Here is a 23944-nt window from a genome sequence, read left to right on the forward strand (position 1 = left end):
TCGTGTCGCTGGAAGTGTCTGCGGGTCTTTTTTATTCTGCCGGCGGGCAGTCGAGCCCCAGCGCTTCGCCGATCTCCCGCAGCTGCGCGTCGAAGTACGCGCCCGCGTCGTCCAGGGCCCAGTGCAGCTGGCCGAAGACCTCCATGCAGATCAGGCCGTAGAGCCTGGTCCAGTAGGTCAGCGACAGGTAGACCGCGCCCGGGGGCATCCCGTCGAAGAACTCCGACTTCTGGCACAGCTGCTCGACCAGCTCGGGGCCGAGCAGCTCCTCGGACGGACTGGGGAACGGCTGCTGCCGGTAGACCTTCGCGACCAGGTCCTTGAACACGGCCCCGAACCGCATCGCCGCCTGATGGCTCGGCGTCAGCTCGTGGTCGTCGGCGCCCGGGTTGGGGACCGGCGCTCCGAACAGCAGCCCGAACTCGGCCGGGTGCTCGAGCGCCCAGGTCCGGAGTCCGCCCGCGACCAGGAACAGCTGCTCGCCCAGGTCGCCGCTCGTGTCGCGTTCGGCGATCAGGTACGCCGTCAGTTCGTCGTACAGGTCGGCGACGACGGCGGAGATCAGGTCCTCGTGGCCGGCGAAGTAGCGGTAGAGGGCCGGCGCGCTGATGCCGAGCTCACGCGCGACCGCGCGCAGGCCGACCGCGCTCGCGCCGCCGGCGACCAGGAGCTTGCGGGCCGCCGCCTTGATCTCGGCGACCGTCGCGGCGCGCCGGCGATCCCGTCTCGTGTCCACACTCACCTTCCTTGACAACACGGTGAACACCGTTAACAGTTAACGGTGTTCACCATCGCGACCACTGTTCAATGTACGCCCTCGGGAGGGGTCCTGTGTTCGAGACGCTCGGACGGTTCACGTATCGGCGCCGCCGCCTGATCCTCGCCCTGACCGGGGTGTTCGTGCTGGCCGCCCTGGTCTGGGGCACCGGCGTCTTCGGCGCGCTGGCCAACGGCGGGTTCGAGGCCCCGAACACCGAGGCCGCCCGGGCGGTGAAGACCATCGAGCAGACCGTCGGGCGGACCGGGACCGACGTGATCGTGCTCTACCGGAGTTCTGAGCTGACGGTGGCCGATCCGGCGTACCGGGAGAGCGTCGAGAAGCACCTGAACGGGTTGCCGCGCGAGGACGTGGTCAGCAGTGCGACGTACTGGTCGACTCGCTCGCCGGCCTTTGTGGCTTCGGACCAACGCACGACGTACGCCGTACTGACGCTGGCCGGGGCGGATCCCGAGCGGCGGCTGGAGTCGTTCCACACGATCGCCGACGCGGTCCGGACGGCACCGGCCGGGCTGGAGGTGCAGGTCGGCGGCGAGACCGCGGTCTTCGACGAGGTGAACACGCAGACCGAGCACGACATCGTCCAGGCCGAGACCATCTCGCTGCCGATCGTGCTGGTGCTGCTCGTAGTGGTCTTCGGCGGCCTGGTCGCGGCGAGCCTGCCGCTGTTCGTCGGCGGGCTGTCGATCCTCGGCGCGTTCGTCGTACTGCGCGGGCTGAGCCTGGTCACCGACGTGTCGGTGTTCTCGATCAACATCGTGACGATGATCGGCTTCGGGCTCGCGATCGACTACGCGTTGTTCGTGGTGACGCGGTTCCGCGAGCAGCTCGCGGCCGGCGACGACGTCGAGGCCGCGCTGGTCCGGACGATGGGCACGGCCGGGCGGACGGTCGCGTTCTCCGGGATCACCGTGGGAGTGGCGATCTCGAGCCTGGTGCTGTTCCCGGTGATGTTCCTGCGCTCGATGGCGTACGGCGGCGCGGCGGCCGTCGCGGTCGCGATGCTGGCCGCGCTCACCGCGTTGCCTGCTCTGCTCGGCGTACTCGGGCACCGGGTCAACAAGCTGCGGCTGCCGGTCTTCCGTCGTCGTTTTAGTGGATCGGATCACGGCGCCTGGTACCGGCTGGCCCAGAACGTGATGCGGCGTCCCGTTCGGTACGTCGTGGTGCTGGTGCCGTTGATGCTGGTGCTCGGGATTCCCTTCCTGCAGGCGCAACTGGGCGGGGTGGATCACCGGGCGCTGCCGGACGGGGCGTCGAGCCGCGAGGTGACGGAGACGCTGCAGAGCGACTTCGCGGGGGCGGGCGGGTCCGACGTACTGGTGGCTGTGCGGTTCGCGTCGCCGCCGGCTGATCCTGCTTCGGCTCTGGCCGGGTACGTGGCCTCGTTGCAGCGGGTCGATGCTGTGGAGAGCGTCCGGGTCGGCGGGTACGCGGACGGGGTCGCGTCGGTGGTCGTGCACACGCACTACACGGCGCAGGAGTTGCCGGCGCGGGACGTGGTCCACGGGGTTCGTGCTGTGGCCGCGCCGGCCGGGACCTCGGTGGAGGTCGGTGGGGAGACGGCCGCGCTGGTGGATCTGCTCGACGTACTGGCCGAACGGGCGCCGTGGATGGCCGGGTTCATCGTGCTGGTCACGTTCGTGCTGCTGTTCGTTGCCTTCGGCTCCTTGGTGCTGCCGGCCAAGGCGCTGCTGATGAACGTGCTGTCGCTGTCGGCGTCGTTCGGGGCGATGGTCTGGATCTTCCAGGACGGCAACCTGTCGGGGCTGCTCGACTTCACCCCGGCCGGGTTCCTCGACGCGACCAACCCGGTGCTGCTGTTCGCCGTACTGTTCGGGTTGTCGATGGACTACGAGGTGTTCCTGCTCAGCCGGATCCGCGAGGAGTACGACCGGACCGGCGACAACACGCAGGCGGTCGCGCTCGGGCTGCAGCGAACCGGCGGGATCATCACGAGCGCCGCGTTGCTGCTGATCATCGTGGTCGGGGCGTTCGCGACGTCGGGCATCGTGTTCGTGAAGATGATCGGCGTCGGGCTGGTGATCGCGATCCTGCTGGACGCTACCGTCGTACGGGCGTTGCTGGTGCCGGCGACGATGCGCCTGCTGGGCAAGGCGAACTGGTGGGCGCCGGCACCGCTGGCAAGGTGGTGGCAGCGCCACGGCTTCCGGGAGGAAGCCGTCGAGCCGGTTCATCTGGAGTTCGCCAACCAGTAGTCGGCCAAGCAGGAAGCTGGCGTTGACGCAACGTAGTGGAGCGATTACTTTGGCGGCCTGAGCTGCTGAGCCACGTTGGTTCGGCCGGTTCCCCGCCCCCTCTCAAGGAGTTGCCGTGCGCGGTTTTCGTCGACGTCCGCTGCAGATCCTCCTGGCGACGCTGTTCGCCACCGCCGTACTGACCCCAGCCACCAGCCAGGCCGCCGCCAACCCGTACGAGCGTGGTCCGGCCCCGACCACCGCGAGTGTCGAAGCACCGCAAGGACCTTTCGCCACCGCGCGGGTGACCGTCCCGGCGTCGGCTGTCCGGGGCTTCGGTGGCGGAACCATCTACTACCCGACCAGCACCAGCGAAGGGACCTTCGGAGCGGTTGCCATCTCGCCCGGCTTCACCGCGACCCAGTCGAGTGTCGCCTGGCTCGGACCACGGCTGGCCTCGCAGGGGTTCGTGATCATCACCATCGACACCTTGTCCCGCTACGACTCGCCGGCCAGTCGCGGTGACCAGTTGCTGGCCGCGCTGGACTACCTCACCACCAGCAGCTCGGTCCGCACCCGGATCGACGCCTCCCGGCTCGGTGCGATGGGCCACTCGATGGGCGGCGGCGGCTCGCTCGAAGCGGCCAAGGACCGGCCCGCGCTCCAGGCGATCGTCCCGCTGGCCGGCTACAACACGACGAAGAACTGGTCCCAGGTCTCCGTGCCGACTCTGGTGGTGGGCGCCGAGAGCGACACCATCGCGCCGGTCAGCAGCCACTCCGAGCCGTTCTACACCAGCCTGCCGGCCACGCTGGACAAGGCCTACCTGGAGCTGAACAACGCCAGCCACTCCGCACCGACGTCGCCCAACACGACGGTCGCGAAGTACAGCATTTCCTGGCTGAAGCGCTTCATCGACAACGACACCCGCTACGAGCAGTTCATCTGCCCCGGGCCGGGCCCGAGCACCGCAGTCGAGGAATACCGCTCGACCTGCCCGTTCTGATCCCTTTGGAGCTCAGGGCTGGAGGCGGACGAGCTTCCAGTCCTGGCCCTCGCGGCGGTAGGCCAGCCGGTCGTGCAGGCGACCGGTCCGGCCTTGCCAGAACTCGAAGGCGGTCGGCTCGATCCGGTAGCCGCCCCAGAAGTACGGCGTGGCGATCTCGGTGCCCTCGGGCCACTGCCGTTCGTACGACGTGTACTGCAGGTCCAGCTCCTCGCGGGACTCGACCGGCTGGGACTGCTGCGAGGCCCAGGCACCCAGCTGCGAGCCGCGCGGGCGGCTGGCGAAGTACGCGTCGACCTCTTCGGTGGGGAGCTTGGTCGCGGTGCCCTCGACGCGGACCTGGCGTTCCATCGCGTGCCACGGGAAGACGAGCGCGCACGCCGGGTTGGCGGCGAGGTCGTCGGCCTTGCGGGACTGCTGGTTGGTGTAGAAGGCGAAGCCGCGCTCGTCCAGGCCCTTCAGCAGCACGGTCCGGGCCGAGGGTCTGCCGTCGGCGTCGACGGTGGCGAGCACCATCGCGTTGGGCTCGGTCAGCCCGGCCTCGGTCGCCTGCGCGAGCCAGAGCCCGAACTGCTTGATCGGATCGGCGTCGACCTGGTCCTCAAGCAGTTCACCGAGGCCGTAGGTCTGCCGCATCTCTGCTAGGTCCACACAGCTGAGACTAGTGCGGGCGGTCCTGGGAGCCGGGGAAGGTCTGGCCTGGCTGCTGCTGGCCCGGGTGCTGGCCTGGCTGCTGGCCCGGGTGGTACTGGCTCGGCGGCTGCTGGCCTGGGTGGTACTGACCGGGCTGGTACTGGGCCGGCTGGTACTGGCCCGGGTGGAGCCCCGGCTGCGCTTGGCTGTCCCGGTACGCCAGCGGCATCTCCCGCTTCGCGTCGACCACCATCCGCCGTACGCCGGCCACCAGCAGCAGGACTCCGAACACCACCAGCACGCCATCCAGCAGCAGAACGCTCCCGCGCACCGGCTGCCCCGGCAGCTCGAACAACTGCATCAGGTCGATCGCCGTTCCGATCGGCAGGACCTGGACGGTCACCCCGGCGACCGTCATCAGCAGGCCCGCGCCGGCCATCACGCCTGAGCCGAATGACCGGATCGACATCAGCCCGCCCAGCACCAGTCCGATGGCGACCAGCGCCAGCAGCCAGGCCAGCGTCTCGGACTGAGTGGACTCGATCTGCTGCACCCGCCGGAGGTAGACCTCGGTCCCGGTGTGGGAGGCCAGCGCCACCGTCAGCCAGCCGAGCACGACCCCGGTCACCACACCGATCATTGCCTTGGCAGTCATCTTTCGAGCCTAAGCGCCGAACCGGTCACAGATCTGTCCGTGCGGCGAGGCGGCGAACTATGCTGCCGGAGCGCCTCACGAGACAAGGGAGTCACAGGCTGATGTCAGATCCGAAGACCGAAGTCCAGCACGGCCTCGAGGGAGTCGTCGCGTTCGACACTCAGATCGCCGAGCCGGACAAGGAAGGGTCGGCACTGCGTTACCGCGGCGTCGACATCGAGGATCTGGTCGGCCGGGTGCCGTTCGAGAACGTCTGGGGCCTGCTGGTCGACGGCGCCTTCACGCCCGGTCTGCCGCCGGCCGAGCCGTTCCCGCTGCCGGTGCACACCGGCGACGTCCGCGTCGACGTCCAGTCCGCGCTGGCGATGCTGGCTCCTGCCTGGGGCCTGCGGCCGCTGTACGACATCGACGACGTCCAGGCCCGCGACGACCTGTCCCGCGCCGCGGTGATGGCGCTGTCGTACGTCGCCCAGGCCGCCCGCGGCACCGGCCAGCCGATGGTCCCGCAGCGCGAGGTCGACAAGGCCACCACGATCACCGAGCGGTTCATGATCCGCTGGCGCGGCGAGCCCGACCCCAAGCACGTCAAGGCGGTCGACGCGTACTGGACGTCCGCCGCCGAGCACGGCATGAACGCCTCGACCTTCACCGCCCGCGTGATCGCGTCCACTGGTGCGGACGTGGCCGCGGCACTGTCCGGTGCGGTTGGCGCGATGTCCGGCCCGCTGCACGGCGGCGCGCCGGCCCGCGTGCTGACGATGATCGAGGGCGTCGAGAAGAGCGGCGACGCCCGCGCGTACGTGAAGGGCCTGCTGGACGACGGCGAACGCCTGATGGGCTTCGGCCACCGCGTCTACCGCGCCGAGGACCCGCGCGCCCGCGTCCTGCGCCGTACGGCGCGCGAGCTCGACGCTCCCCGCTACGAGGTCGCCGAGGCACTGGAGAAGGCCGCCCTCGCCGAACTGCGCGAACGCCGCCCGGACCGCGTACTCGAGACGAACGTGGAGTTCTGGGCCGCGATCGTGCTCGACTTCGCCGAGGTGCCGCCGCACATGTTCACGTCGATGTTCACCTGCGCACGGACCGCGGGCTGGAGCGCGCACGTGCTCGAGCAGAAGCGCACCGGCCGCCTGATCCGCCCGTCCGCGATCTACTCCGGCCCGGCCACCCGCCCGGCCACGGAGATCGAAGGCTGGAAGACCAGCTGGGCCTGAGGACCGCGCCGACATTCGCGCCTAGGTCGGGCTGCTCTCGACCTGTCCTGTGGATAACTTCGGGCCTCACCACTCCCCCGCTTGTATCATCAACAAGGAAGAACAGGGCGGCGGGCGGCGGCGCAGTCCCCCGGCCTCAGACAGTCGTTCAACGCACCGGTCGGTCATCGCACCGGACAGTCGTTCAACGCACCGGTCGGTCGTCGCACCGGACAGTCGCTCAACGCACCGGTCGGTCGTCGCTGGGCGATCGGCCGGTGCGTTGTTTGTACTGGCGGCTGAAGTACGGAACATCCGTGTAGCCCAGGGCCGCGGCGGTCTGGGTGACGGTCATCCCGCTCTCGGCCAGCAGCTGGTGGGCGCGGTCGATGCGGGCCTGGATCAGGAACTGCGCCGGCGCTCTCCCGTACTGCGCCACGAACCGGCGAGTGAACTGCGCCCGCGACAGCGCGGCGTCCCGCGCCATCCCCGCCACCGACCAGTCCCGCCCGGGATCCTGCCGGATCGCCTGCGCCACGTCGTCGATCGCCTGGTCCGTCGTGGTGCGCCCGGTGTCGTGCGCGGCTTCCCAGACGATCGCGAGTAGTTGCCCCAGGCAAAGTTCGGCCTGCCGGTGACCCAGCGCGTCCTGCCGCCGGTACGCCGCGTCTGCCGCCTTGGCCAGCGCCCCGAGCAGCACGCGGTCCTGCACCTCACCCCACCGCGCCGCCGGCACGACGTCCGCCGTACGCCAAGCCGGTCGCCGTGCCGGCACGACGTCCGCCGTACGCCATGCCGGTCGCCGCTCCCCCGCTCGCCAGTCGCCGGACTCCGGCTCGAAGTGCATGCCGAAGACCAGCAACCGGCGCTTGGGATCGTGACCCGCTGTCGGCGCATCCCCCGGCGCGAACACCGCGCAACTGCCCGGCGCCAACTCCTGGACCCGTCCGTCCAGCTCCAGCCGGCCGATCCCGTCCAGCACGCACCACAGCAGGTGGTCGCCGAGCGGCGGTGACACCCACGTCCAGCCCGGCTCGCACCGCCAGAAGGTCGGCGGCGAGAGCAGTCGCACGCCGCTGCTGATCCCGATCGGTTGCGCCAAAAGTTCATCCTCTTGCGTCGTTCGTGCATCGCTGTTCGCGTTGCCGGCTTACAGACTAGAGGCAACCGAGGAGGCTGGGATGAGCGTTTCGTCCAAGGAAGAGTTCGACCGCGACGGGTACACGCTGGTGCGCGGGCTGTTCAGCGCGGACGAGGCCGAGCGGCTGCGCGAGCACTACATGGTGCTGCGCACACGCGACCGGTACGCCAACGACCTGGTCGGGGTCGCGGCCGGAGCCCGCGACCCGCTCAAGCGGTACCCGCGGATGGCGCAGATGCACCGCTGGGACGACGTGTCGCTGCAGTGGCTGATCGACGCGCGGCTCGACGAGGTGATGACCGGGCTGCTCGGGCGGTCGCCGTACGCCGTCCAGACGATGCTCTACTTCAAGCCGGCTGGGTCGCGCGGGCAGGCGCTGCACCAGGACAACTTCTACCTGAAGGCCGAGCCGGGGACGTGCGTGGCCGCGTGGATGGCGCTCGATCGTGTCGACGTCGCGAATGGGTGTCTCCAGGTCGTTCCCGGCAGTCACCGCTGGCCGATCCTGTGCACCGAGAAGGCCGACACTAAGGTCAGCTTCACCGACGTCACCGTGCCGCTGCCCGCGCCGGACGCCGCCGTACCGGTGGAGATGGAGCCCGGCGACGTGCTGTTCTTCCACGGCGCGCTGGTCCACGGCAGCGCGCCGAACGTCACCGAGGACCGTTTCCGGCGCGCGCTGATCGGCCACTACATCCAGGGCGAGGCCGAGCAGGTCGCGGAGTACTACCACCCGGCGCTGCGGATGGACGGTACGGCGCTCGACCTCGGTGTCTCCGTGGGCGGCGGCGCGTGCGGCGAGTGGGTGGAGACGGCGGACGGGCCGGTCGCCGTACTGACGGGGACGGAGTCGTTCTTCCGCAAGCACGAGTAGGTCAGGGGCGGAGGTGCTTGTCCTGGTCCCGCTCGTGGCGCAGGTAGAGCCCGGCGGCCGTCGACACGCTGGTGAACAGCCACGCCGCGACACCGGCGTCGTCGGCCACCCCGATGATCGGCAGCAGCTCAGGCAGTACGTCGATCGGCGACACCAGGTAGAGCACAGCGAAACCCCACAACGCCATCCGGCTGGTCGGCAGCCCCGGGTACTCCCCGCGCCGGGCCGCTCCGATCAGCCGAGGCAGGGCCTTCGCCCGCTCGAACACGTCGCCCACCGGCTCCGGCTCTCCGCGCTCGCGCCTGCGCCGGCGTACGACCTTCTTCCGCCAGACCCCCAGCGCGGCCGCAGCCGCTCCCACCACCAGCAGGCCGATCCCGAGCCCCACCGCCGGCACCCCGGCGACATCCCCGTCCCTGAAGACGAGCGTCACCAGCCCGATCAACGCCAGCAGTCCACCGAAGAACACCATCCACCAACTCTAGAGGCGCACGCTCCCACCCACCGGTTCTTCCGTGTCCGGGATCTGGGGCGGGTGGAGCGGCGTGTCGGCGGTGTGGAAGACTGAGAAGTGCTGACAGCGTCGTCGGCGAGGAACCAGCCAGACGACGAAGGGACACCGCTGGTGACCAGCGACATTGTCATTCCCGCAGAGCTCAAGCCCGCCGACGGCCGGTTCGGCGCCGGGCCGTCGAAGGTCCATCCCGAGGCTGTCGCCGCGCTGGCGACCGAGGGCGCGAAGCTGCTCGGCACCTCGCACCGCCAGGCCCCGGTGAAGAACCTGGTCAAGCGCGTGCAGGACGGCGTGGCCGACCTGTTCAACCTGCCTGACGGGTACCAGGTGGTGCTCGGCAACGGCGGTTCGACCGCGTTCTGGGACATCGCGACGTTCGCGCTGATCCGGGAGAAGAGCCAGCACCTGAGCTTCGGCGAGTTCTCCTCGAAGTTCGCCAAGGCGTCCCAGCAGGCGCCGCACCTGGGTGAGCCGTCGGTGATCAAGGCCGACCCGGGCACCCGTCCGGTCGCGGTCGCCGAGGCCGGCGTCGACCTGTACGCCTGGCCGCACAACGAGACCTCCACCGGCGTGATGGCGCCGGTCAAGCGGGTCGAGGGTGCCGACGACGGCGCGCTGGTCGCCATCGACGCGACCTCCGGCGCCGGCGGTCTGCCGGTCGACCTGAACGACGTCGACGCGTACTACTTCGCCCCGCAGAAGTGCTTCGCCTCCGACGGCGGCCTGTGGATCGCGATCCTGTCCCCCGCCGCGCTGGCCCGGGTCGAGGAGATCACCGCGAGCGGCCGCTGGATCCCGGCGTTCCTGGACCTGGCCACCGCGATCGACAACTCCGGCAAGAACCAGACGTACAACACACCGTCGCTGTCCACGCTGTTCCTGATGGCCGAGCAGACCGACTGGATCAACAGCCAGGGCGGACTGGAGTGGAGCGTCGCCCGCACCACCGACTCCAGCAACCGGCTCTACACCTGGGCCGAGAAGTCCGACTACGCCACGCCGTACGTCGAGGACGCCGACGCCCGCTCCCTGGTGATCGGCACCATCGACCTCGACGACTCCATCGACGCCACCGCGGTCGCCAAGACCCTGCGCGCCAACGGCATCGTCGACACCGAGCCCTACCGCAAGCTCGGCCGCAACCAGCTCCGCGTCGCCATGTTCCCCGCCGTCGACCCCGACGACGTGGAAAAACTCACCCAGGCCATCGACTACACCGTCGACGCTTTGCGCTGAGCCACCTGTCTCGAAGCCCCCGGCCACCTGGTCGGGGGCTTCGCGCTTTCCCCTTGCCAGGACAGTCGGCCCAGCTGCTCGAGCCGGCGGCAGGTGGGACGTCGCGCAGACAGCAGGCAGGCCAAGCGCGGCAGCCCGCAGCGCCAGACCATCCCCTGCGCCCAGCACCACCACCGGGCGCCGCCGGCCCACACCCCAAGCGCCAGGGCTCCCGGCGCGTACCCACGCAGCCCGAACCTGCACCACTCACTAACCCCCGCAACCGAGCACCGGCCACGCTCAAACCTCCCGCCGCAGCCCCTTTCTGACAAGGTTACTGAGTGGTGGAGATCCGCTGGGCCCTCGCAAACATCGGCCCGGTACCGCGGATGCACGCCCGGGAACCGGCAGGTCAGCGCCCGGGAACCGGCGGGCCTGTGCCCGGGAATCGGCGGGTCCCTGCCCGGAAACCGGCAGGTCCGTGCCGGAAACCAGCGCGCCCGTGCACGGGAATCGGCGGGGTCCTTGCCCGGGAACCGGTGGGCCGACGCCCGGGTGTCCCCGCCCGGGAACTGGCGGGCCGTGTCCGGGAATCGGCGGGCCCGTGCCCGGGAACCCGCGGGCCCATGCCCAGGAGCCGGCGGGCCGTGCCCGCACGCGATGGATCTCCGTCCGGGAACCGGTGGGCCGACGCCCGGGTGTCCCCGCCCGGGAACTGGCGGGCCGTGTCCGGGAATCGGCGGGCCCGTGCCCGGAATCCCGCGGGCCCATGCCCAGGAGCCGGCGGGCCGTGCCCGCACGCGATGGATCTCCGTCCGGGAACCGGTGGGCCGACGCCCGCATGCAATGGATGCACGTCCGGGAAGCCCGGGTGTCCCCGCCCGGCATCCGGCGGGTCCCCGGCCCGGGAACTGGCGGGTACACCGGGCAGGCCCCGGCCGACTCTCGCAGCTGGTTCCGCCGGTCCCCTCGCCCTTCGCATTTGATGGGTCAACCCGCGAAATGGTGGGCGATGGTCAACGCGGATGTGGGCAAGGCGGCGGGGAATCGCAGGGGCGCGCGGGTCGTGAGGCTGTCGTCTGCGGGGTGTCGTGCGGGGCCTGGGTGGGTCAGGCGGCGATGTACGACGTGATGATGGTGATCGCTACGGCGAGGACGAGGGTGTTGAAGAGGAACGCCAGGACACCGTGGGCTAGCACCTGGCGGCGCATGCGGGGTTTGGTGACGGTGATGTCGGTGGTGCCGAAGGTGGTGCCGACGGCGACCGCGAAGTAGGCGAAGTCGACCAAGGCCGGCTCCTCGTCGCCTGGGAAATCCAGGCCGCCGTCCTCGGCGTACAGACTCACGTAGGCAACGGCGAAGCCGGACTGCAGCGACAGCCAGCTGCTCAGGACGGCGACAACACAGATCCCGAGCACCAGCCCTGACGGCACCCCCAGATCCCGCGCCTGCGGCATCGCGTAGACGGTCGCGATCAGGGCGAACGCCGCGGCCGCCTGCGAGAGTTGCTCCGGCGGCGACGCGAACAGCCGATCGGTCAACCTCCGTCGCCGCGAAGCCAGCGCGATCGCCCGCAGCCGCGCCGCGTCGGCTCCGCGGTACGCGTACCAGGTGAGCAGCAGATACCCGCAGGCGTAGAAGTCCCAGGCGGCCAGCACCCTCACCAAGGTGTCCCCCGGCACCAGCACGCACAAGAACGCCAACGGCGTCGACAACAACTGCCGAGAGGACTCACGATTCCACCAGCGCATGCTGCATCCTCCCAGCCCCGCGGTGAGCACGCTTGTGCGGGCGGCGCGCGGGGAGGCGAGGCGGCGCGCTACGCGGGCGGCGAGTGGTCGAGGAGCAAGTGTGCCGAACACCAGTGGCGACGGAGGTCCGCAGGGGCACCGGCGGGAGCGCGGGTCACCGGCGTGGGGCGGTCGTCGGGCGTGGGTGGTCACTGGCATCGGCGCGGGCGGTCGTCTGCGTGGGTGGCGTCGGCCGGCGCGGGCGGTCGTCGGCGCGGGGCGCTCATCGGCGCGGGCGCTCATCGGCGCGGGCGCTCGTCGGGCGTGGGTGGTCGTCGGGCGTGGGTGGTCGTCGGGCGTGGGTGGTCGTCGGCGCGGGTGGTCGTCGGGTGTGGGTGGTCACCGGCGTAGGTGGTCACTGGCGTAGGTGGCGTCTGCGTGGGTGGCGTCGGCCGGAGCGGGCGCTCGTCGGCGCGGGCGCTCGTCGGCGCGGGCGCTCGTCGGCGCGGGTGGTCACCGGCGTGGGCGGTTTTCTGCGTGGGGTCGTCACCGGCATCGGCGTGAGGGGGCACGGGCGCGGGCGGGTCATGGTGATGCGCGGTTGTGTGGGTGGTGAGCGGAGGGACGAGGTGGCGCACGCAGTGCGCGGGCGGCGGGTGGGAGGGCAGGGTGTGCCGAAGCGCCAGGGGCAACGGAGGTCGGCACGGGCACCGGCGGGCGCGCGGGTCACCGGCCGGGGTGGTCGTCTGCGTGAGTGGTCGTCTGCGTGAGTGGTCGTCTGCGTGAGTGGTCGTCTGCGTGAGTGGTCACCGGCGTGAGTGGTCACCGGCGTGGGCGGTCGTCTGCGTGGGTGGTCGTCGGGCGTGGGTGGTCACCGGCGTGGGCGGTCGTCTGCGTAGGGGCGTCTGCGTGGGGGGTGGTCACCGGCGTCGGCGTGAGGGGCACCGGCGCGGGCGGGGTCGTGGTGAGCGCGCGGTTGTGTGGGTGGCGAGCGGAGAGGCGAGGTGGCGCACGCAGTGTGCGGGCGGCGGGTGGGAGGGCAGGTATGCCGAAGCGCCAGGGGCGACGTAGGTCGGCGCGGGGCACCGGCGGTCGCGGCCCACCGGTATCGAGTGGTCACGGCATGGGGGTGAGCGGGCATAGGCACCGGCATGGGGTGGTCACCGGTGTCGGGGTAGTCAGCGGTGTGCAGCCGGTCGCTCGTGTGGGACGGTCACCGGCGTGAGCTGTGTGGCTGTGGGGGGACGCCGTGGGCGCCCGCGAGGGGTGGTTGGCGCGCTGCGCGGGAGGGGGCGGGTCGGGGTGGGCGCCCTGCGCGAGTAGCGGTGACGGCCGGGTCGCCCCGGATCGGCACCGGGCCACTGGGCGTTTGCACGCTGTGCGGCACGGGCTGGTCGCGGTGTGCGGGCGGTGGGCCGGGACGGAGGGTGGCGCGCCGGGACTGCCGAAGGCTGCCGAGGAATGCCGGGGGCTGGCGAGGGCAGGCGGCGGCTGGTGCGGCGTGCCGGTGGTTGGTGCGGCGTGCCGGTGGTCAGTAGATCAGGCGGCTCGGCGGCGGCCGTGGGGGTCTGGTGGGGGTTGGCCGGTGAGGCGGGCGTTTTCGGCCATGCGGTCTAGGCGTTCGCGGCGGCCTGGGGGGAAGGTGAGGAAGGTGATGACGATGGCGAAGACGGCGGCGCCGATGAGGATCCAGCGGAGGTTGTGGGAACTCTTGGGGGCGCCGGAGTCTGCTGCGTCGGCGGCGGGGGTGGGGGTTGCTTTGGGGGTGGTGGGGGTGGCGGCGGGTTTGCGGGTGGGGACGGCGACCTCGTAGATGGTCGAGGTTTTGCTGCCGATGATGATGGCGTTGCCGGAGTCGCTGAGGGCGATCGACTCGCCTTGGGCGGTGGGGGTGGTGGCGCGGGCGATGACGTTGGGTTCGTCGGACCACTCGACGGTGGCGACGTCGGTCAGGCTGCGCAGGACGGCGGTGCTGCCGTCGGGGAGGAAGGTGCCGTCGGTGACGCCGGCGGGGGCGTCGGCGATCTTGCTCAGTTCGTTGGTGCCTTCGCGGGAGGCCTGCTCGGGGCCGGCGTAGATGCCGGCCTTGCCGGAGCTGACCTTGGTGACGAAGAACAGGCGCCGCGACTCGGGGTCGATCAGCAGTGTCTCGGCGTCGTGCGCGCCGTCGGGGTACTCGAAGTCGTAGCGGTGGAACTTCACGCTCTCGCTGTCCTCGAGGCTGCTCGGCTCGGGGATCGTGTAGACCTCGATCATCGAGCGGCTCTTCTTGTTGTCGCCGATGTCGGCGACGTAGATCGTGCCGCTCTTGTCGACCGCGATCGCCTCGACGTCCTTGACCGGCGCCTTCAGGCCGAGCACCGCCTGGACCTTGCCCTCGTTGTCGATGCCGATCACCTCCGGCGACTCGCCGGAGTCGTTGACCGTCCACCAGATGCCCTCGTAGTTCTGGCTCCTGGCCAGACCTGAGGACTGGTCCACCCGGTCGTCCTTGATCGAGAACCGCTTCTTCGGCGCGGGCGGTGGATCCGCCGCCCGCTCGGCCTGGATCACCAGACCTTGGTCAGGAGTACCAACTGCTCCCGCCGGGAGAGCCGTTCCGGTCAGGCTGAGCAGGCTCGCCGCCGTCACGGTCAGGACTGTGCGCAGCAAACTCACGACACCGCCTCGCGGTCGAGATCCTGGACCAGCGTCGCCAGGCGGGGCGTGACCTGCCACGCGCCGACGAGCTCCTCGTACTCCGCCCGGACCTCAGGTCCCGCGGTCGCTCCGGTCCGGGCGGCGCGCAGCAGCAGGTTCCGCGGCGTGTGCTCACTGTCCACGAACTGCACCACCTCCACCCGGTAGCCGACCTGTCGCAGCACCGCCGCACGCAACGAGTCCGTCAGCATGTCGGCGAGCCGCTCCCGAACGATGCCATATCTCGTCATCAAGGCATAAGGCGCCGGTGGTACGACGCTCTTCAGCTGCTTTTGGATGTCGTGGTGACAGCAAGGTGCCGCGAGAACCAGCGGCGCCTCCCAGCCGACCGCCCGGGCGAGCGCGTCGTCGGTCGCCGTGTCGCAGGCGTGCAGCGCCAGTACGACGTCCGGCCGGACCTCCAGCTGCGCGTCGGCGATGGTCGCGTCGACGAACCGCAGGTGCTCCTGCCAGCCGAGTGCCGCGACCCGCTTGGTGTTGCGGGCACGGGCCGCCGGGTTGTGGTCGATCCCGGTCATCCGCACGTCGTGGCCGGCTGCCGTCAGCAGGTGGTACGCCGCGAGCGTGAGGTAGGCGTTGCCGCAGCCCAGGTCGACCACCTCCATCGGCCGACCGGTCGCGATCCGGCCCGCCGCGATCGCCTCGTCGAGGGCCGGCGCGAGCAGCTTGCAGAACTCCTCGATCTGCTTGTACTTCGACTGCCGCGACGGCTTGACCTTGCCGTGGTGATCGCTGATCCCGAGCTCGACCAGGAACGGCGCGGCCGGGTCCAGCACCCGCTGCTTGGTCCGGTCGTGGTCGGTCCACTGCTCGCGACTGTCCTGCTCGCGGTGCAGCAGCAGCTTGCCCTTCTTGGTGTACCGCAGGCGCAGCGTCTCGCCGGTCGTCTCGACGTGCCAGTTCCCGTACGGCGCGCGCAGCAGCTCGTCGACCACCTGCCCCGCCTCCGCGCTGTCGGCGGGTGCGTTGCGGGTGTGCGACTGCCGCTCGTCGAACTCGGTGACCTGCAGGTGACGACCGGACTTGAGGTCGACGTACCGCAGCTCGACGCGGTGGTACGCCGGTGCCTCCGCACCCCGCCGCCGCCCGGATCCGATCGCGCGGACGAGGGTCTGCTGGGCGAGCAGAGCACCCCGGATCGCCCCCAGTGGCCCGGACTCTTCGTCCGTGGCCTCCGGGTCCATGTCCGGGGTCGAGACCGGCTCCAGCTCGGTACGCATCGGGCCATTGTCTCCGACCACTTCCTTCCGTCACAAAAGGGTCTCGCTCGGCCACTGTCCGGAGGGTTGTCGTCAGGCGAACTTCTCGTCCTCGCCGAGCAGGCCGAGGGCTCTCAGCCGGGTGATGATCCCGCCTGGTTGGCGGCCAAGAGCGGCCACGAGCTCTTCCAGCGTGGACTTTTCGTGCCACAGCTTGGCGAGGAGCTGCTCCTGGTCCTCGGTCCAGACGCGGAAGGCGTTCGGATGAGCCTTGCGGGCCTCCTCGATCTTGCGAGTCATCGAGCGGGCGCTGATCACCTCCAGTGAGCGGATCCGGAGCTGGCGGTGGCGGCCGACCTCCTCGCCCTCGCGCCAGAAGACGACCACCCCGTCGTCGAAGGTCATCAGGTCGGCGGGGACGTCGCAGTAGTCGGCGTCCTCGAGCATCACGCGCAGCATGGTTCTACCTCCAGGTGTTGGTTGCTCGCTCTCGTGAACAAGGTGCCGCGCGAGAGGCGATCCGATGACGCAACTTCGAGAGCTGTGGACAACAACCGCAAAGCTAGTTTGCAAAATAGCTTTGCAAAGATGATTTGTAGTTCTAGAGTCAGCATCATGAGTGACGACAACGTCCAGCTGGACGGCCGGGTCCTGCGGGCCCTGGCGCACCCGATGCGCAACCGCATCGTCGGCCTGTTGCGGATCCACGGCCCGCAGACCGCCACCACGCTGGCCGGGCGGCTCGGGGTCAACACCGGCGCCACCAGCTACCACCTGCGCCAGCTCGCCGAGGCCGGGCTGGTGGAGGACGACGAGAGCCGCGGCAACGCCCGGGACCGGTGGTGGAAGGCGTCGCACCAGAGCACCGAGTTCGACGCCGCCGCACTGCTGCAGACCGAGCCGGAGCTCACGATGGGCTTCCTGCACGGCGTCGGCCAGACCTACGCCGAGAACATGTTCCGCGCGATCAACGGCTGGCAGACGCTGGAGCCGGAGTGGCGCGAGGCGACGATGCTGTCCGACTGGGCCTTCCACCTGACGCCGGACCAGGCCAAGGCCCTCAACGGCGAGCTGCTGGCCGTGTTCGAGAAGTACCGGACGGACCTGACCCAGCCGGCTCCGGAGGGCACCGAGAAGGTCACCGTCCAGATCCAGACCTTCCCCTGGGAGCAGCAATGAGCACCCAGCAAGCCAGTACGCCGTACAGGGCGCCGCTGATCGCGTTCCTGATCGCCAACGTGGTGTCGGTCTGCGGCACGCGCGTGAGCACGATCGCGATCCCCTGGTTCGTGCTGATGAGTACGGGGTCGCCGGTCAAGACCGGTGTGGTCGCGCTGGCGGAGATGCTGCCGCTGGTGCTCAGCAAAGCGCTCGGCGGGCCGCTGATCGATCGGATCGGGCCGAAGCGGGTCAGCGTCACCACGGACACCGCCAGCCTGGTGGTCGTTGCACTCATCCCGTTGCTGCATCACCTGCAGGCGTTGAGCTTCCCGGTCCTGCTGGTCCTGGTCGCGGTCGCGGGTGCGCTGCGAGGGCCGGGCGATGCTGCGAAGGGAACGCTGATCCCGGACATCGCGGCGGCGGCCAAGACTCCGCTGGAGCGGGTGACCGGGCTGGAGAGTACGACGGAGCGGCTCGCGGGGTTCATCGCGTTCGCGGTGGCGGGGGCGTTGATCGCGCTGGTCGGGGAGGCGAACGCGCTGATCATCGACGCGCTGTCGTTCGGGCTGTGTGCGTTGCTGATCCAGCGCTGGATCCCTGGCAGGCATGCGGACCAGGACCAGAGCCAGAGCACCACGAGTGAAGGAGCCGAAGGTCAGGCCGTCGAGGGCCGGTACTTGGAGCGTTTGCGGGAGGGCTGGCAGTTCCTGAGGGGCGACAAGTTGCTGCTGTCCCTGATCATCATGATCGCGATCACGAACCTGCTCGACGCAGCCTTCTCGGTGGTGCTGCTGCCCGTCTGGATCAGGGACCACGGCTACGGCCCCGAGCACTTCAGCCTGGTGCTCGCCGTCTTCAGCCTGTCGGCCACCCTCTTCGCCCTGGTCGCGGCGGCGGTCGGCGAGCGGGTCCCGCGCAAGCTGGTCTTCACCGCGGCGTTCCTGATCTGCGGCGCCCCGCGTTTCCTCGTGATGGCGTTCGACAGTCCGCTGTGGAGCCTGATGGTGGTCTGCGCGATCGCCGGAGTCGGCGCCGGCTTCATCAACCCGGTGCTCGGCGCACTGTTCATCGAGCGGATCCCCCGCCCGCTCCTGGGCCGGGTCAACTCGCTCGGCGACGCCCTGGCCTGGACCGGCGTACCGCTGGGCGGTGTGGTCGCAGGAGCAGCCATCGCCGGCATCGGCATGGCTCCGGCGCTGCTCGCCGCCGGTGCCGTCTACTTCGCCGCCACCACGTCACCACTCGTCTTCGGCCGCGGCGAGAACTGGGGCGGGCGGCAACGGCACGCTAGTCCGAGTTCGGATCCTCCGGAAACAAAGGACCGTCAGGTGGCAGCTGCTTCATCGCAGTAGTCTCCACACTGGGCTCGGCCTCGCGCCGCAGCCGGTCGCGCTCGGCACCGAGCAGACCGAGCAGCACGAGGTCGAGCAGCATCCCACCGACCGCGGCGAACTGCGTCCCGGCGAACTGGAACACCTGAGTCACCAGCAGCGATACCAGTACGGCGAGCTCGAACAGCCGCACAGCCCGGGCGCGATCGCGTGCCCGCAGCCGCAGCGCCCCTCGCACGGTGAAGGTTGCCGACAGCACGCTCCCAGCAGCCACGCCCAGCACGGGGAAGTCCGTCAGCAGCTGCCCCCGGTCGAAGCGGATGCCTGCGGCGATCGCAGGAGCGCCCAGCGCCTGCACCACCAGTACGCCGACAGCAACGGCCGGCGCGTACGGATGCGTGGCCAGCCGGTCGAAGCCCCGCCGCACCGCCCGCCAGGCCGCGTCGACGGGTGCGGCCAGCTCCACCTCGTCCGGCTCGACCGCAGCGAGCAGTGCGCGCGTCTCACGCCGCCCGGCAACGTCCGACCCCACTTGGCGCAGCTGCTCCGACGCCTGGGCCAGCCGACGCCGGGACAGCCCACCGGCGACCCCCTCGACGGCGTGGTCGACCACGTTGGCCAGCTGCTCGCGTGGGTCGATCGGCCGCCGGGTGGTGACGAACCGGCTGCCCAGCACGATCAGCACGAACACGACGTACACGATCGCGGCGGTGGGTTGGTAGAAGTAATTGTTGTCCGACGTGACGAACTTGCCGACCTCGTCGATGAACAGGCCGAAGCCGACCCCGCCGACCAAGGCGGCCGCCGGGCGGACGACCGGGCCGACGTACGCGAGCAGCAGGACGATGCTGACCAGCATCAGCAGGCCGCCGGGCAGCACGTGCGCGATGTGCAGGCCCTTGCCACCGATCTGCGGGTAGCCGCTGAGCTGCAGGATCAGCCGCGTGATCAGCACAGTCGCCACCCCGGACACCACGAAGGTCGTCAGGTGCTCGCCGCTGCGGACGTTGCGGACCAGCCCCGCCCTCATCAGGTACGGCGACCGCGTCGGGGTGCTCATGGCGGGCCAGGGTAGCCCGTCAGCGCGTGAGCGAGGCGACCACCACGATGGCGACGAGGGCCAGTAGTACGACAGAGGTGACGAGCCGTCGGGTCCGGGGGTCCACCGGCTCAGGCTAGTAGATGACCTCCGGGCGGCGTGACCAGCGGGTCGGGCCGGTGGACACCGCGGGGCTTGTAGCCGAGGGGTTCCGCGGTGCCGAGGTAGTCGGCGAGCAGCCAGATGACGGCCAGCCACATCTCAGTGCCCTGGAGTCCGGGGATCGACCGGTCGTCGGTGCCGTCCGGGGCGAAGGCGAAGCCCTCGCCGTCGACCCAGCGGTCCAGGAGGCCGTCCAGGATCTCCCGGGCCCAGCGCTCGCCTTCGGCGCGTCCGTACGCCGTCTGCTTGCCGGCCAGCCAGAGGGGGTGGATGACATCGAGCACGTTGCAGGAGTTGTAGCCGTCGCCGGAGAAGGCCGTGCGGTCCTGGGCGTGGGTGAGCACGGTCTTGATCGCCTGCTCCGGGTACGGCAGGGGCAGGCCGAACTGGGCGTACGTGCCACGGGTGAGCCGGTAGAACCCGTTGACGACCTGCAGCCAGCCGTCGTCGGGGTGGTGGTTGCCCCAGGCGCCGGTCGCCGGGTCGGCCCGGGTGGTCAGCCAGCCGAAGGTGGTGAAGAACGTGTCGCCGGGGTCGACGTCGTGGTCGTAGATGTTCCGGGCCATCGCGGTGCCCAGGGCGTCGAGTCCGCTGCCGGCGCTCCACGAGTTCCTTGCCCACGGCAACGCGTCGAGCTTGGCGGGCAGGTCGGTGGGCAGGACGATGGGGTGCTCGAAGCTGCTGCCGAGGAGCTGGAGGGCGTAGCCGGCGCAGAGGATGTGGTAGCTGGCCGCGCCCTGGAGGACGCTCAGGCCGGTGAAGTCGGGCTTGTCGTCGCCCGCCAGGTCGCCCGGTGCGAGCAGGCCGGTCGCCGGGTCCTGGCGGGAGCGGAGACGGCGGATCAGGTCGTCGGCGGTGTGGCCCTCCGGCGTACGGCGGAGGAGGAGGTCGGAGATCTCGACGGCGTCGCACCAGGGGCGGATCGCGGGCTCGGCGTCGATGCCGGGACGGTCGATGAAGCGGTCGCCGTCGTACGAGCGGGCCAGTACGTCGCCGACCTGGTCGCGGGCGCGGGAGGCGAAGGCGGCCAAGCGTTCGGGCAGGTCGGTACTTGTCCGGAGACTGGCGGACGCCGGGGAGGCGGCGGCCGGGCGGGACGCGGCTGGTTCCCGCCGGTCGCGCAGGACGCGGGCGGGGTTGCCGGCGGCGATCGACCAGGCGGGGACGTCCTTGGTGACCACCGCGCCGGCGCCGATGATGCTGTGCGGGCCGATCGTGACGCCGTCCAGGACGATCGCGTTCGAGCCGATCCAGACGTCGTCACCGACAGTGATGCCGAGCGCGGTGTGCGGCTGGCGGAAGATCGGCTGGTCGGTCCGGCCGCTGCCGTGGTTGAAGGCCAGCAGCGACGTGTGCGCGCCGATCCGGACACCGTCACCGATGGTGATCTTGCCGCGGACCACGGCGTACGGGTTGACCGTGGAGTCCGCGCCGAGGCTGACCTCGCCGGTCACGTAGCTGTTCGCGGCCAGGTACGACCGCTCGCCCATGCGGAGTTCGTCACAGAAGACGGCCGCCGTCGACGCGATGTACACATCCTCGGCGAGCTCGACCTTTCCGCCCAGCTCCCGGTGGCGTTCGGCCTGCTCGGCACGCTCCTCGGCGGTGGCACGGCGGGCGTACTCCCAGGGCAGGAAATCCAGGCGATCGACCATGGGATAACGCTATCCGTAACTCGGGACAGCCGCCTCACGACGGCCAGTCGCTGAGACGCGCTGCTACTCTCCGGGACATGCGGGGCGGGAGACACAGATGATCGACACCGGGTCCTCGGACGGCGAGACCGCCGGCGACACCCCGGCCGGCGGTGCCGCACGCCCTGGCCGGCGGGTCACGATCAGCGACCTCGCCCGCCGCCTGGACATCTCGAAGGCCTCGGTCTCCTACGCGCTGAACGGGCGGTCCGGCGTCAGCGAGGAGACCCGGCGGCGGGTGCTCGAGCTGGCCGAGGAGCTCGGCTTCCACCCGAACTCGGCGGCCGTCGCGCTGTCCGCGAGCCGGACCCGGACGATCGGCATCGTGATCGCCCGCGACCCGGCGCTGATCTCCACCGAGGCGTTCTACATGCGCACGCTGGTCGGCATCGAGCAGTACCTGAACGAGGTCGACTCCTCCCTGCTGCTGCGGCTGACCGGCGAGCACGGCGAGGACCTGGACGTCCTGCGGCGCTGGAGCCGGCAGGGCCGGGTGGACGGGTTCATCCTGTTCGACGAGCACCACGAGGACCCACGCATCCCGCTGCTGAAGGAGCTGGGCGTGCCCAGCGTCGTGGTCAGCTCCAACGCACCGGCGGACGGCGTCGGCCGGCTGATCAGCTCGCCGGAGGAGACCGTGGCGCTGCTGCTCGACCACCTGGTCGAGCTGGGCCACCGGGACATCGCCCACGTCAGCGGGCCGTTCCACTTCGTGCACGAGAAGCTCCGGGTGCAGCTTCTCCAGGAGCACGCCGTACGGCGGGGCATCCGCGTCCGGCACCACGAGGGCAGCTACCGGTACGAGGACGGCGCCGAGATCACGCGCCAGGTACTCACCGACGGCGACCGGCCGACCGCGCTGGTGCTCGGCAACGACCTGATGGCCGTGGCGGCGCTGCGGGTCGCCACCGAGCTCGGCACCGTCGTACCGGACGAGCTGTCGATCGTGGCGTGGGACGACTCGCCCCTGTGCGAGCTGGCTCGGCCGGGGATCACGGCGGTCGACCAGCAGACGATGCAACGCGGCCGGGCGGCGGCCGACCTGCTGTTCCGGATCGCCGCCGGCGACCCTCAGCTGCATGTCGAGGCTCCCGGCGGGGTGCTGCGCACCCGCGAGTCCAGCGCTCGCGCGCCGTACTAGACCACCACCGCGCGCCGTACAGACCACCACAGCGGGCCGTACCAGACCGAACCGCAACACGGCCGCAACCGCACCTTGCGCACTCGTGCGCGAAGCTGCCGATAACCCGCAGCCGGTTCCGTTCTGGTCACGGACCAGTAACGAACACGACCCGACTGAACCGGTTAGGGTTTACCAACTTAACCGGTTAGGCCACTCTGGGCCCTAACAACCAGCCTCCGCTCCCTGCCGGAGGCTCGATGGGACGAGGGAGTCCGACGTGAGACTGCGTTCGTTTGTAGCCGCAGTAGCGGTGTCCGCCCTGGGAATCAGCCTGGCCGCCTGTGGTGGCAGCGACTCCGGTGATTCCTCCGGCGGTGGTGGCGGTGACGCCACGCTGACCTACTGGGCCAGCAACCAGGGCACCAGCCTGGACAACGACAAGCAGGTCCTGACCCCGGTACTGGAGAAGTTCACCCAGGAGACCGGCGTGAAGGTCAACCTGGAGGTGATCGGCTGGAACGACCTGCAGACCCGGATCCAGACCGCGATCACCTCCGGCCAGGCCCCGGACGTGGTGAACATCGGCAACACCTGGGCCGCCTCGCTGCAGGCGACCGACGCGTTCCTGCCGTTCGACGGCGACGCGATGACGGCGATCGGCGGGAAGGACAAGTTCGTGCCGACGGCTCTGGCGACCGGCGGCAAGGAAGGCACCGACCCGACCTCGGTCCCGCTCTACGGTCTGGCCTACGGCCTGTACTACAACAAGGCGATGTTCGCCGCGGCCGGCCTGCAGCCGCCGAAGACCTGGGAGGAGATGGTCACCGCCGCGCAGAAGCTGACCGTCCCCGCCAAGAAGCAGTGGGGCATGGCGCTGGCGGCCGGCAGCTACACCGAGAACGTGCACTTCGCGTTCATCAACGCCGCGCAGAACAAGGCCGACTGGTTCGACGCCGACGGCAAGCCGACCTTCACCGGTGACGGCAACGTGCAGGGCGTGCTGCGCTACCTCGACCTGATGCAGAAGGACAAGGTCGCCAACCCCTCGAACGCCCAGTACGACAACGGCACCAAGTCGGTGAACGACTTCGCGACCAAGAAGGTCGCGATGGTGATCAACCAGAACAACGCCAACTCCTCGATCGTTGCCAACGGCATGAAGGCCGGCGAGTACGGCGTCGTGCCGTTCCCGGCCCCGGCCGCCGGCGAGCAGGTGGCCAGCCACGTGGCCGGTATCAACCTGTCGGTGTTCAAGAACACCAAGAACAAGGACGCGGCGCTGAAGTTCGTCAAGTACATGACCGACGGCGGCACCCAGACCACGCTGGGCAAGCCGTTCGCCTCCCTGCCGGTACTCAAGGACGCCAAGCCGGCCTTCACCACCGACGCGGCGGAGGCGGCGACGTTCTCCGACATCTACAACACCAAGTCCAAGCCGCTGCCGCTGGTACCGGCCGAGGACCAGTTCGAGTCCACCGTGGGCAAGGCGATGAACGGCATGTTCGCCAAGATCGCCACCGGTGGGACCGTGTCCGCCGACGACGTCAAGGCGGCACTGAAGACCGCCGAGGACCAGGTGGCCGCGAGCAGCTGACCGC

At 70.2% G+C, this 23944-nt stretch carries 20 protein-coding genes; 9 read left to right on the forward strand and 11 right to left on the reverse strand.

Annotated features, from left to right (window positions below; translation table 11 throughout):
• Positions 1 to 31: 31 nt before the first annotated feature.
• A complete protein-coding gene (locus tag HDA39_RS23005) occupies positions 32 to 736 on the reverse strand; it encodes a TetR/AcrR family transcriptional regulator (RefSeq protein WP_337925855.1) in 705 nt (234 codons plus the stop codon).
• A gap of 95 nt (positions 737 to 831) precedes the next feature.
• On the opposite strand from HDA39_RS23005, the gene HDA39_RS23010 reads away from it, so the two are divergent.
• A complete protein-coding gene (locus HDA39_RS23010) occupies positions 832 to 2997 on the forward strand; it encodes an MMPL family transporter (RefSeq protein ID WP_184798282.1) in 2166 nt (721 codons plus the stop codon).
• Between the two features lie 115 nt (positions 2998 to 3112).
• Complete coding sequence (locus HDA39_RS23015; protein ID WP_184798284.1) at positions 3113 to 3982, forward strand: poly(ethylene terephthalate) hydrolase family protein; 870 nt, start codon at positions 3113 to 3115, stop codon at positions 3980 to 3982.
• Positions 3983 to 3994: 12 nt separating this feature from the next.
• On the opposite strand, the gene pdxH is transcribed toward HDA39_RS23015, so the two are convergent.
• Both pdxH and HDA39_RS23025 read right to left on the reverse strand, forming a co-directional pair.
• Complete coding sequence (pdxH, locus tag HDA39_RS23020) at positions 3995 to 4618, reverse strand: pyridoxamine 5'-phosphate oxidase (protein WP_184806458.1); 624 nt, start codon at positions 4616 to 4618, stop codon at positions 3995 to 3997.
• Positions 4619 to 4643: 25 nt separating this feature from the next.
• Positions 4644 to 5270 (reverse strand): hypothetical protein, encoded by a 627-nt coding sequence (locus HDA39_RS23025; RefSeq protein WP_184798286.1) that lies wholly within the window; start codon positions 5268 to 5270, stop codon positions 4644 to 4646.
• 101 nt (positions 5271 to 5371) lie between these two features.
• On the opposite strand from HDA39_RS23025, the gene HDA39_RS23030 reads away from it, so the two are divergent.
• Positions 5372 to 6484, forward strand: a complete 1113-nt coding sequence (locus HDA39_RS23030; RefSeq protein WP_184798288.1) for a citrate synthase 2 — start codon at positions 5372 to 5374, stop codon at positions 6482 to 6484.
• Between the two features lie 220 nt (positions 6485 to 6704).
• Here the strand turns inward: HDA39_RS23030 and HDA39_RS23035 are convergent, their stop codons facing one another.
• Entirely contained in the window at positions 6705 to 7565 is an 861-nt protein-coding gene (locus tag HDA39_RS23035) for a helix-turn-helix domain-containing protein (RefSeq protein ID WP_184798290.1), read from the reverse strand.
• A 79-nt stretch (positions 7566 to 7644) separates the two neighbouring features.
• Here HDA39_RS23035 and HDA39_RS23040 point away from each other — a divergent pair, with 79 nt between their 5' ends.
• Positions 7645 to 8478 carry a phytanoyl-CoA dioxygenase family protein gene (locus HDA39_RS23040; protein WP_184798292.1) on the forward strand — a complete coding sequence of 278 codons (834 nt, stop codon included), beginning with the start codon at positions 7645 to 7647 and terminating at the stop codon, positions 8476 to 8478.
• Between the two features lies 1 nt (position 8479).
• Here HDA39_RS23040 and HDA39_RS23045 read toward each other — a convergent pair whose 3' ends face one another.
• Positions 8480 to 8950: a YkvA family protein gene (locus HDA39_RS23045; protein WP_184798294.1), complete on the reverse strand. Its 471-nt coding sequence runs from the start codon at positions 8948 to 8950 to the stop codon at positions 8480 to 8482.
• Between the two features lie 153 nt (positions 8951 to 9103).
• Between HDA39_RS23045 and serC the strand changes: the two genes are divergently transcribed.
• Complete coding sequence (gene serC, locus HDA39_RS23050) at positions 9104 to 10228, forward strand: phosphoserine transaminase (RefSeq protein WP_184798296.1); 1125 nt, start codon at positions 9104 to 9106, stop codon at positions 10226 to 10228.
• 1088 nt (positions 10229 to 11316) lie between these two features.
• Here serC and HDA39_RS23055 read toward each other — a convergent pair.
• From HDA39_RS23055 to HDA39_RS23070, 4 genes are all read right to left on the reverse strand, one after another.
• On the reverse strand, positions 11317 to 11958 hold the full coding sequence (locus HDA39_RS23055; RefSeq protein WP_184798299.1) for a DUF1345 domain-containing protein: 642 nt from the start codon (positions 11956 to 11958) through the stop codon (positions 11317 to 11319).
• 1518 nt (positions 11959 to 13476) lie between these two features.
• Positions 13477 to 14595 (reverse strand): hypothetical protein, encoded by a 1119-nt coding sequence (locus HDA39_RS23060; RefSeq protein ID WP_184798301.1) that lies wholly within the window; start codon positions 14593 to 14595, stop codon positions 13477 to 13479.
• Complete coding sequence (locus tag HDA39_RS23065) at positions 14592 to 15857, reverse strand: class I SAM-dependent methyltransferase (protein ID WP_238356127.1); 1266 nt, start codon at positions 15855 to 15857, stop codon at positions 14592 to 14594. Before HDA39_RS23065 ends, HDA39_RS23060 begins: the two co-directional genes overlap by 4 nt.
• Before the next feature lie 72 nt (positions 15858 to 15929).
• Positions 15930 to 16295, reverse strand: a complete 366-nt coding sequence (locus HDA39_RS23070; protein ID WP_184798303.1) for a hypothetical protein — start codon at positions 16293 to 16295, stop codon at positions 15930 to 15932.
• 156 nt (positions 16296 to 16451) lie between these two features.
• Between HDA39_RS23070 and HDA39_RS23075 the strand changes: the two genes are divergently transcribed.
• Together HDA39_RS23075 and HDA39_RS23080 are read left to right on the forward strand one after the other, a co-directional pair.
• Positions 16452 to 17015, forward strand: coding sequence for an ArsR/SmtB family transcription factor (locus tag HDA39_RS23075; RefSeq protein WP_184798305.1), 564 nt, complete (start codon positions 16452 to 16454; stop codon positions 17013 to 17015).
• Positions 17012 to 18349: an MFS transporter gene (locus tag HDA39_RS23080; protein ID WP_184798307.1), complete on the forward strand. Its 1338-nt coding sequence runs from the start codon at positions 17012 to 17014 to the stop codon at positions 18347 to 18349. Before HDA39_RS23075 ends, HDA39_RS23080 begins: the two co-directional genes overlap by 4 nt.
• Here the strand turns inward: HDA39_RS23080 and HDA39_RS23085 are convergent.
• Positions 18285 to 19388, reverse strand: a complete 1104-nt coding sequence (locus HDA39_RS23085; RefSeq protein WP_238356128.1) for a hypothetical protein — start codon at positions 19386 to 19388, stop codon at positions 18285 to 18287. The genes HDA39_RS23080 and HDA39_RS23085 overlap by 65 nt on opposite strands.
• A 110-nt stretch (positions 19389 to 19498) precedes the next feature.
• Positions 19499 to 21184: an acyltransferase gene (locus tag HDA39_RS23090; protein WP_184798309.1), complete on the reverse strand. Its 1686-nt coding sequence runs from the start codon at positions 21182 to 21184 to the stop codon at positions 19499 to 19501.
• A gap of 97 nt (positions 21185 to 21281) precedes the next feature.
• On the opposite strand from HDA39_RS23090, the gene HDA39_RS23095 reads away from it, so the two are divergent.
• Complete coding sequence (locus HDA39_RS23095; protein ID WP_184798310.1) at positions 21282 to 22364, forward strand: LacI family DNA-binding transcriptional regulator; 1083 nt, start codon at positions 21282 to 21284, stop codon at positions 22362 to 22364.
• 259 nt (positions 22365 to 22623) lie between these two features.
• Positions 22624 to 23940: an extracellular solute-binding protein gene (locus HDA39_RS23100; protein ID WP_184798312.1), complete on the forward strand. Its 1317-nt coding sequence runs from the start codon at positions 22624 to 22626 to the stop codon at positions 23938 to 23940.
• The last annotated feature ends 4 nt before the right edge of the window (positions 23941 to 23944 follow it).

This window comes from Kribbella italica (genome assembly GCF_014205135.1).
GTDB lineage: Bacteria > Actinomycetota > Actinomycetes > Propionibacteriales > Kribbellaceae > Kribbella > Kribbella italica.